This window comes from Legionella sp. JM-2024 (assembly GCF_055389095.1).
In genome coordinates this window covers 1,055,372-1,071,452 of record NZ_AP039388.1, presented here as the reverse complement: position 1 = coordinate 1,071,452, position 16,081 = coordinate 1,055,372, and the positions used below count along the sequence as shown (strand labels likewise).

Here is a 16,081-nt window from a genome sequence, read left to right as displayed (position 1 = left end):
TTTGACAAGTTTATATTTGCAGAAATTATGCCAATTTTTTATTCAAAAAGACCAAAAATTGAACTATTTTGTGTGGATTTTTTATTATTTGCGCTAACAATTCTCAGGTAGCGACAAAAAAAAGTCCCCGAATCCACACAAAACGACAAAACTTTGACTCTTAATTCCATTCAAAATGAATGACCTATATCAAATCAAATAATTTTCGCCAATTTTTTGTCATATTCACGCATTAATCTTTCTACTTCTTGCCAATTTAACTCCCTAGTATCGCTTATCGGAAAACAAATTTGCTCTAACAGCCTGGATTGTAACTCACCAATCGCCATCGCTTTGGAATATGGGGTATTAGTAAACATAACCAGGACATGTTTGGAAATATAAAGCTCTGGATATCGCAACATGAGTTCTCTCTCAACCTGCTTTTGTAAAATAAATTTTGGATTTCTGATATCCGAATGAATTTCATGGTAATTATCCATCGACATTTTTGCTATTGCATCAGTATTTCCTTTTCTATGTTCATAAAAAACAGGTATCACTCGTGACCAATCGTCCTCGTATTCATCCAACAATTCATCAAGAATGCGACAATCCTCAAATGCGCTATTCATCCCTTGTCCGAAGAATGGAATTATCCCATGCGCTGCATCGCCTATTAATAAGCACTCATCGTTATAGTACCAAGGAGAGCATTTTATAGTGCTCAAATGACCTGTAGGGTTGCCGAAAAATTCTTGAACCAAATTTGGCATCGCAGTATAGGCATCTGGAAATTGCTTTTGAAAAAATAAAAGTAATTTCTCTTCATTATTCAATTCAGCAAAACTATTTCTCCCTTCATTCGCCAAAAACAAAGAACCAGTAATCGAATCATCTGGATTTGGGTTCCCTAATAGCATGAACGAATCGCGTGGCCATAAATGCAAATGCTCTCTGGCCATACCTATTGTATGTTTCTTACTAATTGAAAGTTCTTTGTATCCATGAGACAAAAAATCTCTGCTTGCATTAACAACTCTTTCATTTTTCAATATTTCTCTTACATGAGATGGCGCACCATCAGCACCAATTAACCTGTGATAGGGGATTTCAACAAGATCACCATTTTTGTTTTCAAATGTAATCTTTTTATGATGAATATCAAGAGAGGTTAATTTCATATTAAAATGTAATTTAATACTTGGGGATGATTCTGCCTTATTTAAAAGCAAAGAATTCAGATCAGAACGAGAAATAGCATTAATATATTCGTCATTGTGGCGACCAAATGGTTGATAATGAACCTCACCATTCGCTTCATGAATAGCTCTCGCTCGCATTGGAACCATAATTTTATTCACTTCATTCATTAGATCCATGGCTTTTAAACCTGTGATCCCTCTGCAGGATAAAGCAAGATTAATTGAACGGCCATAATCAGTCGGACTATTGCGAATATCTGGTCTTGATTCAAACAATTCAACCTGATATCCCCGCCTAGCCAGATACAAAGCACATAAAGTTCCTGCTAACCCAGCTCCAATTATGGTGATGTGTTTCATGTATCCTCCCAAAACCCGCTCTATCGCTCCACTACACCACTTCTCCGCTCTCCACACAAAATCTCAATTAATCCAATAAGTATATATATCACTCAATAATAATCCTCAGGAACAACTTATAATTTTTAGTTGTCCAATTTAATTGTCTCTCATAAAAACAACCTAAGAGAGAATATAAATGCATCAAGTAAAATCTATTTGATTCATTTACTTTACTGCAAAAACCATACCGATTTAAGGCGGGATATGAAACGATTTGAACTTTGATATTCTATTCTGATAGATCACCACTCATTCTATCAGTCAAAAAAGACTATAAAATCACTTGACAATTTTTTATGTGATAGATGTCTTAATTTTTTGGACTATATGAGATTTTAACCAAGATCAGGATAAAAATCAGGGAGATTATCAGGGTGTGTCAACACGCCCTGAATTTATTTAATTTTCGACTCGGATAAGTTTTTTAAAAATTCTAATATATTTTCAGGTGTGTCTGGGGCTTTATAAAAATATCCTTGGGCATAGTCGCATCCATGAGAAGTAACAAAATCTCTTTGAAATTCATTTTCAACACCCTCAGCCAAGACCTGAAGATTTAGACTATGTCCCAGGTTAATAATCGCTTTGGCAATAGCAGCGTCATTTTGATTGGATGCCATTTCACTAATAAATGAACGGTCAATCTTTAATTTGTCAACGGGAAATTGCTTCAAATAAGACAAGCTGGAATATCCAGTACCAAAATCATCTATAACCAGCTTTGTTCCCATGTCCTTTAAGGCATACATAGTATCCACAACATGATCTATGTCTTCAATCAACAAACTTTCAGTTAATTCAAGTTCCAAAAACTTCGATTGCAAACCAGTACTCTTTAATGCTCGTGAAACGACCTCAGGCAAGTTCTTTTGCCGAAATTGTCTTCCAGAAATATTTACTGCAATACTCAGATTTTTAAAACCAGCTTTATGCCATTGTCTTATTTGCGAGCAGGCTTCTTTCATCGCCCACTCACCCATTTCCAGAATCATACCATTTTCCTCTGCCATCGGTATAAAATCTGCCGGGCTAACCAGTCCTAATATCTTGCTATGCCAACGCATTAAAGCTTCAAATCCAATTACTCTTGAGCATTTTAAGTCGATCAATGGCTGATAAACTAAAAATAATTCATCATTTTTTAAAGCATCTCGTAACGCATTATCTAATTGCATATGATTAATAACTCGCCTATTCATTTCGGGCTCATAGACTCGATAGTTGTTTCTTCCCGTATCCTTTGCATGATACATAGACAGATCGGCACTTTTCATCAAGGATTCATAATCATCACCATCGCGTGGATAAAAGCTGATACCCAAACTACCTGTGATTTTCAAACTATGTTGATCGATTTGTATCGGTTTTTCTATAGATTTCAAAATATTCTGTGCTATTGTCTCAGCTTCGAGCATGTTATCTATATCAGTGAGTAATATAACAAACTCATCACCCCCTAATCTGGCTACAGTATCAAAATCTTCTGTAACAATTAACAATCTATTTGCAATTGCTTGTAATAACTTGTCCCCCATACTATGACCCAAGGTATCATTGGTCAGTTTAAATCGATCCAAATCTAAAAATAAAAAAGCCAAAATAGTCTTGTTTTTTCTCGCTTGTAAAATAGCTTGCTCAACCCTATCTATTAATAGAACGCGATTTGGTAAATTGGTCAGTGAATCATAAGTTGCTTGCAACAGTAATTGATTTTCCATATCACGACGTTGGGTGATGTCATTCAAAATACAGATATAATGTTTCACATAACCAAAAGAATCTTTAACGGGTGCAACACTTATTTCACACCAAAATACCTCCCCATTACGCTTCACACTTTCCATTTCAATGGTTTCTTCTTTGCTTTCCCTAATAGCAAGCTCAATTCGCTTGTGGTTCACTTCCTCTAAATTTGAGCCTAATAACGTAAACAAGCCTTTACCTAAAGCATATTGCTCTAGATATCCAGTAATTCTTTCAAAAGCCCTATTCACATAAATTACTTTGTTCTCATTTTTTGTCACATCGATAATCACAACACCGTGCGTGCTAGCCTCAATCGCTCGCTCACGTATTCGTAACTCATCCAAGGCCATCCTTTTTTGAGTGACATCACGGAAACTATATACACGGCCTACAATTTGTGAACCAACACGCTGTGGTTGAGTAAAACGCTCATAAATCCGACCATCTTTAAAATGAAGCTCAGGCAATTCGCCTTGCCATTCCGGATTTTGATAAAGATATTGCACATCTGCAATTAAAGATTGGGGGTCTGTGAGTTGCTCAAGTATATATTCAAAACTAATGCTCTCTTTACCTGATTCCATCATATAAGAAGGAATTCGCCACATTTCAACAAATTTTTGATTCCAATCCACTACTGCTCCATGGCCATTCACCATCATAATACCGTCTGCAGTGGATTCCAGCGTTGCTCGTAACAGAGAAATTGATTTTTCAAGTTCTATATTCTTTTCAAGTATTTCATCCGTATTTAAATTGATATTCTCAGTCAAAGGCGTGTTGCTTTTCCGTTTAAATTCTGGTTGATTGTGATACCACTCTTCTAACAAAATTGATAATTGGGGATGATTTCCCATTAGTCCAAGTTCATCACGGATTTCATTTACGGATGGTTCTATGCCTCTTTTTCTTATTTTTTCTGCGGCCCTGGCAACTTTTTCATAATTGATTTCTTGCCTACGCATGCATCCCTCTCTAGAATGACCCTATAAAAATATCGGCAGGTATACTATGAACTTTAGCAAAAAAAGAGCCAAAAGTATAATTTTTAAACTATTTTCCGGTCGTATATTTCTATTTCATTGAATTTAAATATTTTTATGGGAAAAAAAATGAATAAGACTCATTTCGATACACGCGCCATCCATGCAGGTCAAGAACCATGTCAAAGTACTGGAGCGGTTATGACACCTATTTATGCCACCTCCACTTATAAACAAATTGCTCCTGGTGAACATCTTGGCTATGAATACTCACGTACTCAAAACCCTACCAGAAAGGCTTATGAAGATTGCATAGCAAGCCTTGAGTCTGGTCAAAAAGGATTTGCTTTTGCTTCGGGAATGGCAGCTATCAATACGGTCATTGATTTGTTAAATTCGGGGGATCATGTACTTGCTATGGATGATCTGTACGGTGGCACTTTTCGGCTCTTTGATAAGGTAAAAACACGAACGTCTAATTTGTCTTTTTCTTTTATTGATATGTCTGATCCTGCAAATATTGAGGCAGCAATCACTACCAAAACAAAACTATTGTGGTTAGAAACACCTTCTAATCCTATGTTAAAACTAGCCAATTTACGTGAAATTGCCGCTATTGCAAAACGGCATAATTTAATTACGGTTGCGGATAACACTTTTGCCACTCCCTGGATTCAACGCCCTCTTGAGCTTGGATTTGACATAGTTCTTCATTCAGCAACAAAGTATTTAAATGGGCACTCTGACGTAGTAAGTGGTGTTGTTGTTGTCGGTGATAACCCGGCATTATCTGATAAAATCGCCTTCTTACAAAATTCATGCGGCGCCATTGCTGGTCCTTTCGACAGTTTCCTGGTATTAAGAAGTCTAAAAACATTATCCCTGCGCATGCAAAGGCACTGCGAAAACGCTAATCATCTAGCCAATTGGCTGAGCACACACCCAAGAGTCGAAAAAGTGATTTACCCAGGATTAAAAAGTCATCCTCAACATTCTCTCGCGAAAGAGCAGATGAATGATTTCGGTGGTATGATATCGATGGTGCTTAAAGGAAATTTAGAAGACGCAAAACGATTTTTAGCCCGTTGTGAATTATTTACTTTGGCTGAGAGTCTGGGCGGTGTAGAAAGCTTGATTGAACACCCAGCTATAATGACCCATGCTTCTATCCCGGCTGAACAACGCAAAGCTTTGGGCATAGAAGATGGTTTGATACGATTGTCTGTGGGTATTGAATATATTGATGATCTAAGGACCGATCTGGAATATGCCTTAAGTTAAAAAATAAACTTTAGTCATGGTTATTGCCAATAAATAAAACCGATGTACATAGGAGAAGTATTCCATGCAAATTAATAAAAAAAATGGCGGACAGCTCCATGCAATTGTGGCTATCTTGGCCCTGATTGTGTCCACTACTCTTTGCTTTGTCCCCATATTATTTATCGGATTATTGAAATTATTCCCCAATAAACATTGGCAATCCCTTTGCACTCGTTGCGTTGATCAGATTGCCATATTTTGGTGTGGAATAAATAACTTTTATGTAGATAAAGCACAGAAAATACATTGGGAAATCTCTGGATTAAACAATTTAACTACCAAGGATTGGTATTTAGTCGTTGCTAATCATCAAAGTTGGTTGGATATTGTTATTCTTCAACGTTTATTTAATAGAAAAATACCTGTTTTAAAATTCTTTATTAAAGATCAGTTAAAATGGGTTCCTCTACTAGGTTTTTCATGGTGGGCCATGGGCTGCCCATTTATGAAGCGCTACAGTAAGGAGTATTTAGCCAAAAAACCTCATAAACAAGGAAAAGATTTAATTTCAACCCGTAAGGCCATAGAAACTTTTAAGAGAACTCCTGCTTCTATTATGAATTTTGTAGAAGGAACTCGTTTTACTAAAATAAAAAAAGAGCAACAACAATCTCCTTATAATTATCTACTGAAACCGAAAGCTGGTGGCATCAGTTTTATCATTAACTCTATGGGACAACAAATCAAAAGTCTGATTGATGTAACCATCGTCTATGCAGAAAAAAACCATTCTCTTTGGGATTTTCTTTGTAAGCGGGTTAAAAAAGTTAAAATTATTATTCGTCAATTACCTATTCCCACACAATTTACATCTGTGAATCTTACTAATGATTCTCAAGCCCAAAACGCTTTCAAAGAATGGTTAAATGAACAATGGGCAGTAAAAGATAATTTAATAGCCTCTTTACAGGAATAAAATATGAATTCACTTCAAGCTCTTATTGAGCAAGCGTTTGAAAACCGTCAAACCTTATCCGTCAATAATGCGTCTTCAGACCTCATAAATGCCATCAATGAGGTTTTGTTCGGTCTTGATAATGGCCAATTCAGAGTAGCTGAAAAAATCGATGGCGAATGGATAGTTCATCAATGGCTGAAAAAAGCGGTACTCTTGTCTTTTAAAGTCTTCTCGAATCAAATCATAGACTCAGGTTTTTGCCAATTTTACGATAAAGTACCACTAAAATATACTGATTACACTAATGACCAATTTCAACAATCAGGGGTAAGGATAGTGCCTCATGCTATGGTGCGTCGCGGAGCTTATGTTGCAAAAAACTCTGTATTAATGCCCTCTTATGTCAACATAGGAGCCTACATTGATGAAGGAGTGATGGTTGATACCTGGGCAACCGTTGGTTCTTGTGCTCAGATTGGCAAGAACGTACATTTATCGGGTGGAGTAGGGATAGGAGGTGTATTAGAACCTTTACAAGCTAACCCGACCATAATTGAAGATAATTGTTTTATTGGCGCTCGCTCTGAAGTGGTAGAAGGAGTGATTGTGGAAAGAAATTCCGTGATATCCATGGGAGTATTTTTAGGCCAAAGTACGAAAATCTACAATCGCCTCACCGGGGAAATAAGCTATGGCAGGATTCCAGCAGGCTCAGTAGTGGTTGCAGGTAATTTACCAAGCAGCGACGGAAGTCACAGTTTATATTGTGCTGTTATTGTGAAACAGGTCGATGAAAAAACTCGTGCAAAAGTGAGTATTAATGAATTACTAAGAGCTAATTAAGATGACCGATATTAAAAAAATCCTGACTGACCTCATAAGTTTGCCTTCCATCACACCAGAAGACGCTGGATGCCAAAATTATATGATTCAATTTCTCGAACAATTGGGATTTACATGCCAACAGATGGATAACGGACCAGTATCTAATTTTTTTGCCAGTTATGGCAAAATTGGGCCTTTATTAGTGTTTGCAGGTCATACAGATGTAGTCCCCGTAGGTGAGTTATTGAAATGGGATACTGAACCCTTCTTGCTTGAAGAGAAAACTGAAATGCTTTATGGGCGAGGAGTCGCTGACATGAAAGGCAGTCTGGCTTGTATGCTACATATGGCCAGGAGGTTTATCGAAACCTATCCATCCTTTCCAGGAAGATTAGGATTTCTCATAACCAGTGGTGAAGAAGGAGATGAATTCAATTTGGGCACCCCTTACGTGATGCAAAATTTAGAGCAGCAAGGTATTCGTATTGATTATTGTGTTGTAGGTGAACCTTCCAGTACTCTTAGAGTAGGTGATGTAATTAAAATAGGCAGGCGTGGATCTTTAAGTGCAAAAATAAGCTTGAGTGGAAAACAGGGACATGTCGCCTATCCACATCTGGCTGAAAACCCTATTCATAAAATTAGCCCGATTTTAGCAGAATTAACCTCTAAAGAATGGGACAAAGGAAACGCCTATTTCCCTCCTACGTCAATGCAAATAACCTACATCCATTCTGGTGGACATGCTGGTAACATTATCCCCGGAGAAATTAACCTGCATTTAAACTTTAGATATTCAACAGAACAGACTGAAGATATGTTAAAAGACAATGTACTCAAAGCGTTTAAACGCCAAAACCTGGTTCCTATCATAGAATGGCGATTAAACGGAGAACCGTTCTTAACTAATAAAGGTGTCTTATTGGAAAACTGTAAACAAGTGGTGCTTGAACATACCGGAAAAGCGCCAGAGCTTTCAACCAGTGGCGGCACCTCTGATGGACGCTTTATAGCTCCATATGGAGTTGAGGTAATAGAATTAGGACCTGTTAATTCCACTATTCATCAAGTGAATGAATGTGTTTCTCTAAAAGATTTACATACACTCGAAGCCATGTATTTTGCAATTTGCGAAAAATTATTAATTAATTAAGTATCGGTTTCAGTTAGTTCAACCATTATAACCAGAGCCGCGCCGCGACCATAAGGGAGCGGATGTATAATAGCTCAGAGTGAACAGTATACCATATGCCATAATTCCTAATAAATCAGTTAAGGCTAACATTAAAAACACTATATTTAACAAGTCGTGAACAACGACACCTGATATATAGAGTCCTTGGAATAATTTTGCCAATAAACTCTACAAGATGTTCTCAACCTAATTCCGCATTTAATATGGAACGCTCTTTTGATTTGAGCCTCTCGCCTTCACTATGACTTTCTGCTTTGTCATTTACTATTTTCGTTACGCAAGCATCAGACCATACGTTTAAAGAAGTCTCCAACATATCAATCAAACCGTAAAAGGGTAAAATAACCCCCATTAAAGTGATAGGCACATTCATGCTGGATAATAAACTAACACTCAAGAAGAAGCACCCCATGGGAACACCAGCATTACCTATCGCAGCTATAGTGGATACAAAAACCCATATCCCCATAGTGGCATAAGACACTTGTATACCATGACTTTGCATAAGATAAATAACCGTAGCAAAAATAAAAGCTGCGCATCCATTCATATTAATACTTGTGCACAACGGCAAAACAAAACGGCTAATTTGAGGATTGACCTTCAAATTAGTTTCCACTGTATTCATTGTAACTGGTAAAGTTCCAACTGATGATTTGGAAAAAAATGCAACGGATAAAGCGGGCAACATCGCCCTCATGGATGAAAATGGTTTAATACCGTTTGACTTAAGCCACAATGGCAGAATAACTAACCCTTGAATCAAATTAGCTAAAACGATAATCAACAGGTATTGACCAATCCCTCTTATATCCATCCCTGACCGCAACTGAATAACAGTAGAAGTAATAAAGCCAAATAACCCTAAAGGTATTAATTTGATTATCCATCGCGTCATGACTATAAACATCCCATGAGCACCGCGGAAAAATCGAATGATAGTGTCTCGCGAATCGGTTTCAGGTATTTGTCGAACAGCAAAACCTATAACAATACTCAATAACAGTACCCCCATAACTTGCTGCTCTAAAAATGGAGATAATAAATTCGTAGGTATAATATTACTCAGATATCCAAGATATCCTAGACTACTGGTAGATTTTGAGTTTCCTGCATCCAAATTGACTTGAACAGTACTTGGATGAATCAAGATATACAACAAACAACTGATTAAAGCTGCCACTAAAGTTGTGGCAAATGTATACTTAATCGTTCTTTGCCATACCCTTTTCATCAAATTATCCGTTTGATAATTAGCCAAAGTAACAATAATTGATAAGGAAATAATTGGTAAACTAATGCACTTGAATAATTTAATAAACAAATCCGAGATCAACAGCCCTATTTCCTTTAAAAAAGGTAAATCGGAGATACCACTTATTATGCCTAACCCAATCATTACCGCATAGATTAATGGAGTGCTAAAAATAAATTTATTTTTTTGATGCTGTGCTGCACACATGACTGAACCCTTAAAACATTAATTAATAAAGTATGTGAAGTGTGATTAACAACAGCAACAACAAACGGCTGGGTCAATGAGGTGAAAGAATGAAGAATTGAAATGATATAACGATTGAATTGACATAAAAGCCGTCACCCATAACTGATATTGTTCATTTTGAATACATATTGTAACACAATTTCCCTCAGAGTCAATAGAATATATAAACTGTTTAATTATATCTAATAGGACAGGTAATATTAAAAAATCGCTTGGAAACCTCCGCTCTGCAAAGAATAACTTTAGGTTCGTGCTGAAGCCAGATCTTAACAATAATTGAAATGTCAGGTCATGGATATCTTATTTTTCAGAAGATTACGAGTCCTCACGAAATTTGAACATCATGTGTTAATTAATTCTTTACATGCAATTTGCTGCTTTAAGCGAACTATTCTTCTGTATGCTTCATCAATACGTTGGGTAGTAATTTGTTTATTAATTACCAATCGTTCAATAATATCGATAACTTCTGGAGCAGTAATAGTACCCAGCTGATTTGCAAATATTATCATATCAGAACCAGCATTGATGGTAAGGCAAAGAGCTTCATCTAATGAATAATGATTTGAGATAGCATGCATTTGTAAATCATCGCTGATGATTATCCCATCATATCCCATTTTTTCACGTAACAATAAGGTTAAAATTTCATAAGATAGAGTAGCTGGTAATCCTTTGCTATCCAGATGCTTATTAATAACATGCGCCGTCATCACCATCACTGGGTTAGAAAGATCTTTTAATAAATTACGATAAGGAACCAACTCATCCATTTGAAAAGTATCTGTAACATCTACAAATCCCTCATGAGTGTCTCCCTGGGCACTGCCATGGCCAGGAAAATGTTTATACGCACAAACAATACCATATCGGCCAAAGACATTAACAAACTGTCTAGCCAAATGAATAATGACCTCTGGATTAGTAGAAAAACTCCTACCCAACTTCCCAATAATTCCTTCATGATCAGTTATATTTAAATCAACAACTGGAGCAAAATTTAAATTAAACCCTAATGACTTCAATGTAGCGGCCATTTGATTTACTTCTTCATCAAAATCATCACTGGATAACCGAGCAAGCTCCTTAGCTTTCATAGTAGGCAAGCAACCTTCTATTTTGCTTAGTCTGTCAACAACCCCACCTTCATAATCTATCGCAGTTAATAAAGGCAAGTTGTCATTAGATGCTGATATCATTGATGCATAGTGATTGAGCTGTCGAATTAATTGTTTTATCTGTACTTGATTCTTTAAATTCTTTCCATACACTCCTGTTGAAAGATCCTTATCAAATAACAGGACTCCTCCCAAACCATCATTGGCTAGCCACTGAGCGACTGGACTATGGTCATGTAGTTCGGAACCATGAAAGCCCATGATCAACATTTGTCCAATTTTATTTCTTATTGTAATCACTTGTTCGCTCCATCTTAAAATATGGCATGAAATCATACACAAAGATAATCAGTATGGCTATGCCCTGCCAATCACTTACTATAAATAGACTAAAAATTTGCTAATCAGGCCGATTTATCTTTCGCTAAGCCAAGTGTGCCAGATTAGTGGGAGGGTAAACCACTCCGATAATTTTTAAAGATAATCTCAGTCACATGGAATTAAAGTTTAGGGTCCGGAATATTCTCGAAATCACATTTACAATTCCCTGCTACATTTGGTGGAAATGGTACTTGAGCAAAATCAGCTGGAAAACAAATTGGTATAGTCCATGCTACATCTCCAGGATTAACTTTCGCTGGTAAATACCAATTTCTTAATGCTGGATAAGTCTTGCCAGCATCGTTTTGCCAAAACACAGGTGAAAATTGCGCCACATATCTTAAACCTTCTGCTGGCTCACAATTGAAGGTACCTCTAGCCCACGATTTTCCTTTCGGGGCTGTAACTGTCAATAAAGTTTTTGATGTCGAATCTTCAATCACATCTACAGTAACGTTATAATCCGTCCAGCAACTGTCTTTAGCTAAAGTATAAACGCAAGTAAAAGACCAAAGCGGGTTCGTCATTAATGACAACAAAGACAAAAGAAATAACCGTAGATACATGATTCAATCCTAAAATTTAATGAATCAGATTAATATATAGTATATACAAAAATTTATAAAACCATTGCCGAATGGAGTAATTTTATTGTGCAAGTGCCCTGTAAAACTACTTCAGGTTGATGACAGATGAGTTCACTAATTGTTCTTGATCAAAGACAACTTTTGTATGTGTTAATCAAAAAGCACAAGTATAAAAAATATTGCCACTTTTATAATATCTTTTTGACTTTTTTGCTCTAAATGACTAATGTATGGGCAAAATCATGTTTAAGGATTTCAAACACAATGTATAAGCAGATCAATATAATTTGGGTAGGTCCCCAACGTCTTCCGTATAAGTATTATCTTCATATAAAAAATTGGGCCAAGTTAAACCCTGACTATCAGATAAATTTTATTACTGATGAGAACTCCTCTTATGTACAAATTCCAGGCGTTAATGTTCTACACTGGACCAGTTGTTTTGATGTTCAAGATAAAAGGCAGGAATTCCTGCTCCAGGAAGCCAAACGAGCACTAAACGAAAAAGCGTATGCAACTGTATCTAATCTCATTCGGTTTGTTAAAATTTATAATGACGGCGGGTTCTACTTTGATACCGATATCATTCCCATAGAAAGCCTGAAACCACTAGAGGGTGCCCCTGACTTTTTAGCACAGCCTAAAGAAACTTGGGGCGAATTATTTGCCAAACACCGATTTGTTGTATCAGCCATTTATGGGAGTAAACACTCTCCTGTTTTTGATGAGGCAATAACCGTTATGTATGAATCTTATAAAGAGAAATCTTTACAGGATGCTATTAAAGAAAATCCGGATCAAGATGATTATCTCCGGTCATTCTACACAGCCTCACTCATGTTATCTCGCACAATAAAGAGACTCTATACTCATCTGAACGACTATGAAAAGCTTATTGAAAATTGCCAGTCTGAACTTGAAAATCCTGTTGCATTTTGTATAAAACAAGATAGCTCCTGGGGAGAGGGATTAAAAGCTATATTGAAGGAAAGTGAGGCTCTCGCTGCCTGCACTATCCAAAGATTTTTCAAAACCACACGTCAAAAAAATATAGACCAAATCGATACAGATAATAAAGAGACTCATTTAAACACCCCTTACAACTCTTAGAAAGCAAAATTGCTGATTAATGTGTGTTGCAAAACCTGGATGTTCACCAAAGTGTTCATCCAGAACCTCATTCCTACTGAAATAAGTCGTACTCAATTATTTCGGTAATTCTATTTTCAATTCAATCCAGGCAGCTGCAAATCGCAAAATAACCATTCTATAAGTTTCACTTAATTTCGACTTGCTGTACAATTAAGTCACACTGTGTTGATGGTATTATTATGACAAATGAAAACAAGTTGTTAAAACCATTAGATATGTGGGTACCCTCAGAAATCATTGTCAAAATTGGGAAAAACATGCCAAAAGAGGGGCAGGACAATTTTGTTCAAATGTCCAATGATTTTTATAGGATGTTTCGCCAACCTCAACTGTTAGTCACAAAACTATTGGAATACGTTGCTTTTGGGAATCAAGACAAAGTAGAGCAGCTTCTGAAAATTCATCCAGAATTACTTTTAGAACGAGGCACAGTAACGGATTATTCAGGTAGAACCTTTAAAAACATTACAGCCTTTGAGTATACACTCTGGGCCCTGGATGTACGCTATATGGCACCGATGATGATTCGTTGTCTTCCTAAAAATGAGGATGGTGAGAAGATTAGAGAAGCATTACTTCATCAATTCAATTCCCTTGAAGAAAATGGTATTAGTTATACGCTTGATGGAAAAACGCATACTGAGAAGCATTTTGACTTTAAGCCTCTGCAAGAGGCTCTGAAAACGTATGGAACTAATTATAATCACTGGAACGCAAACCAGCGCGAAACTTATTGGTGCAAAGTAGTTGGAGGGGCTCAAAGACTTTTACCATCCCATGTGGCACAACATTATTGTGACCCTGAGACACCATTTTACCCATTGCCAACATTTGATAAAGAAAATTTTCTTCGTACATTTATATTTTATAACTGGAGTACAAATCAGTACGAGACTTGGTTTCCTCTTTCGAAGGATCAATGTGGTTTAGGTGTCAATTTTGGAATATTGCGTGATGATACTATTCATGCCGTTGCTGCACCTCGCCTACCCGCCTGGCCGCTCGGGTTCAGCCCCTTGGTTGACCTGGTGGCTATTACCACATTATGCACAGTAAGAACCGCCGATTTAGAGCTACTTAAACAGCAACTAGGCACCCCGCTACAAGATATCGAACTTATTTCAGAGAATAATCAACATTTGATTTATTGATCAGACAGACCGAGGCATAAGCCGCGGCCAAAAATCAGTAAAGGGAGGAGGAATATCTTTTTCTTCAATTATCAAAAACATAAACAAGAACTGGAATACTCTGGTTCCGGATCAGGATCAATAGATTTCGCCAATGCCTCTAGCCCACTGCCAACAGCTAATAAAGTAGCAGCTAAAGTCCAGCCTGCTAATATAGCAAGTCCAACGCCAGGAACACCTAAAGCAACAGATAATACAACAGCAACTGCCGATGTGATAGGCGAAGCAATTAAAAGTGGAACAGGATCCATATTACCCCTGGAAAACATAGAGCCTAATATGAAGCCTGTTAAAAAACTGTTATGATTTCTTTCTGCAGCAGCAAGCAATACCATATCAATAGCGACTGTTCCTACAACAGCCATAACCAAAAGACCGCCTGCGCCGCCATATTTTAAACCAGTACCAATAATAAAACTAAAATCGGATACCCCTTTTTGTATGGAATGCTGTAGTGTCATTAATTTTTCCCCAAAAAAAGCAGCAAAATACATTGAATTTAGAGCAAAATCAATATTAATTGAACATTGCGCCTCATACATGACGTATTAATTCTAAAAGAACACTTTTCTACTCATTGCCATACAAAAATAAAACTATTAAATTATTGATATAGAAAATCTCTTCAATAGTAGCCATAGTCTTGCTTTTATTGTCCGACAAGTATAAGCTTGCCCGTTTGGAGAGGTGGCCGAGTGGTTGAAGGCGCACGCCTGGAAAGTGTGTATACGGCAACGTATCGAGGGTTCGAATCCCTCTCTCTCCGCCAAATTACATTTCCTGGTTATCATTCACAGAATGTAAGGATATGATTATCGTTTGGATTCAGCTTCGAATGATAAAATCATATCTCTTGTGAAAGACTACTGCTGGCTCATATAAGATACATTTAGTAAGACCACTTTCAGAATTAACCAATTCAATCAGGGATATGAAAGATGAGAATGAAATTACAAGCAATTACAATAGGAATTTTATTATCAATCAACGTATTTGCTGATGGTTATTATCCTGAGCCTACTTCTCAAGATCAACCATGGACAATTATCGCCAGTTTTGGAAGTGGCAGATATCAACATGTGTACTCCAAAGACGGAAAAACAGCATTAGGCCGTTTGGCTTTGGGTAATGAATTATTGCTTAGTGGGGATTTTGCTTTAGGATTAGAGCTTGGAGTGCAAAATGGGAATAAAATGCGTTTAAATATCCCACGTGACACATTAACTGTCCTAGGTTGGCTACCAGTAAAAACTAATCTTAGTCCAATGCTGGATTTATTAGTCACTGCCAAAAGCGATCCATTATTCGGGAGCTCTTTTTTTGCCCAATTTAAAGGAGGCGTAGCTTACCGAAACTGGCAAGTTGAACTCTACCCCATAAATGAAATTTCACAACTAGCGGGAGAGATTCAAGCTGGTTTTGGATACCCCATTACTGCTTTGGCCAGCTTGAGCTTGTTGTATCAAGGAGTTTTTGGTAATGATCCTAATGTCAAATTAAACTTCAACTCAAAAACTGGCAGCGTTTCAAATATCCCCGTTTTACATGGAATTTTATTAGGATTTACTGTCAATTTATAAATCTTTAATGCGG

General features: G+C 36.9%; 13 protein-coding genes and 1 tRNA gene. 8 read left to right on the top strand and 6 right to left on the bottom strand.

Annotated features, from left to right (window positions below; translation table 11 throughout):
* Nucleotides 1-194 precede the first annotated feature (194 nt).
* Entirely contained in the window at nucleotides 195-1,544 is a 1,350-nt protein-coding gene (locus tag ACZ5EK_RS04695; RefSeq protein ID WP_464431648.1) for an FAD-dependent oxidoreductase, read from the bottom strand.
* A gap of 437 nt (nucleotides 1,545-1,981) precedes the next feature.
* Nucleotides 1,982-4,297 carry a putative bifunctional diguanylate cyclase/phosphodiesterase gene (locus ACZ5EK_RS04690; RefSeq protein WP_464431647.1) on the bottom strand — a complete coding sequence of 772 codons (2,316 nt, stop codon included), beginning with the start codon at nucleotides 4,295-4,297 and terminating at the stop codon, nucleotides 1,982-1,984.
* A gap of 147 nt (nucleotides 4,298-4,444) precedes the next feature.
* On the opposite strand from ACZ5EK_RS04690, the gene ACZ5EK_RS04685 reads away from it, so the two are divergent.
* From ACZ5EK_RS04685 to dapE, 4 genes are all read left to right on the top strand, one after another.
* Nucleotides 4,445-5,596: a trans-sulfuration enzyme family protein gene (locus tag ACZ5EK_RS04685; RefSeq protein ID WP_464431646.1), complete on the top strand. Its 1,152-nt coding sequence runs from the start codon at nucleotides 4,445-4,447 to the stop codon at nucleotides 5,594-5,596.
* A 64-nt stretch (nucleotides 5,597-5,660) separates the two neighbouring features.
* Complete coding sequence (locus ACZ5EK_RS04680; RefSeq protein WP_464431644.1) at nucleotides 5,661-6,554, top strand: acyltransferase; 894 nt, start codon at nucleotides 5,661-5,663, stop codon at nucleotides 6,552-6,554.
* Between the two features lie 3 nt (nucleotides 6,555-6,557).
* Nucleotides 6,558-7,379 carry a 2,3,4,5-tetrahydropyridine-2,6-dicarboxylate N-succinyltransferase gene (gene dapD / locus ACZ5EK_RS04675; protein WP_464431643.1) on the top strand — a complete coding sequence of 274 codons (822 nt, stop codon included), beginning with the start codon at nucleotides 6,558-6,560 and terminating at the stop codon, nucleotides 7,377-7,379.
* Nucleotide 7,380: 1 nt separating this feature from the next.
* Nucleotides 7,381-8,514, top strand: coding sequence for a succinyl-diaminopimelate desuccinylase (dapE, locus tag ACZ5EK_RS04670; RefSeq protein ID WP_464431642.1), 1,134 nt, complete (start codon nucleotides 7,381-7,383; stop codon nucleotides 8,512-8,514).
* A gap of 223 nt (nucleotides 8,515-8,737) precedes the next feature.
* On the opposite strand, the gene ACZ5EK_RS04665 is transcribed toward dapE, so the two are convergent.
* The 3 genes from ACZ5EK_RS04665 to ACZ5EK_RS04655 form a co-directional block, all read right to left on the bottom strand.
* The gene (locus tag ACZ5EK_RS04665; protein WP_464431640.1) at nucleotides 8,738-10,018 is read right to left on the bottom strand and encodes a dicarboxylate/amino acid:cation symporter; all 1,281 of its coding nucleotides are present in this window, start codon (nucleotides 10,016-10,018) and stop codon (nucleotides 8,738-8,740) included.
* Nucleotides 10,019-10,401: 383 nt separating this feature from the next.
* Nucleotides 10,402-11,478: a glycoside hydrolase family 3 protein gene (locus ACZ5EK_RS04660; RefSeq protein WP_464431638.1), complete on the bottom strand. Its 1,077-nt coding sequence runs from the start codon at nucleotides 11,476-11,478 to the stop codon at nucleotides 10,402-10,404.
* Nucleotides 11,479-11,678: 200 nt separating this feature from the next.
* Nucleotides 11,679-12,125: a hypothetical protein gene (locus tag ACZ5EK_RS04655; RefSeq protein WP_464431636.1), complete on the bottom strand. Its 447-nt coding sequence runs from the start codon at nucleotides 12,123-12,125 to the stop codon at nucleotides 11,679-11,681.
* 285 nt (nucleotides 12,126-12,410) lie between these two features.
* On the opposite strand from ACZ5EK_RS04655, the gene ACZ5EK_RS04650 reads away from it, so the two are divergent.
* Complete coding sequence (locus ACZ5EK_RS04650; RefSeq protein ID WP_464431635.1) at nucleotides 12,411-13,256, top strand: glycosyltransferase; 846 nt, start codon at nucleotides 12,411-12,413, stop codon at nucleotides 13,254-13,256.
* A gap of 221 nt (nucleotides 13,257-13,477) precedes the next feature.
* Nucleotides 13,478-14,449, top strand: a complete 972-nt coding sequence (locus ACZ5EK_RS04645) for a hypothetical protein (RefSeq protein ID WP_464431634.1) — start codon at nucleotides 13,478-13,480, stop codon at nucleotides 14,447-14,449.
* Nucleotides 14,450-14,520: 71 nt separating this feature from the next.
* Here ACZ5EK_RS04645 and ACZ5EK_RS04640 read toward each other — a convergent pair whose 3' ends face one another.
* Entirely contained in the window at nucleotides 14,521-14,949 is a 429-nt protein-coding gene (locus ACZ5EK_RS04640) for a hypothetical protein (RefSeq protein WP_464426836.1), read from the bottom strand.
* Nucleotides 14,950-15,169: 220 nt separating this feature from the next.
* Between ACZ5EK_RS04640 and ACZ5EK_RS04635 the strand changes: the two genes are divergently transcribed.
* Nucleotides 15,170-15,257: transfer RNA gene (locus ACZ5EK_RS04635), tRNA-Ser, on the top strand.
* A 169-nt stretch (nucleotides 15,258-15,426) separates the two neighbouring features.
* On the top strand, nucleotides 15,427-16,068 hold the full coding sequence (locus ACZ5EK_RS04630; RefSeq protein WP_464431632.1) for a hypothetical protein: 642 nt from the start codon (nucleotides 15,427-15,429) through the stop codon (nucleotides 16,066-16,068).
* The last annotated feature ends 13 nt before the right edge of the window (nucleotides 16,069-16,081 follow it).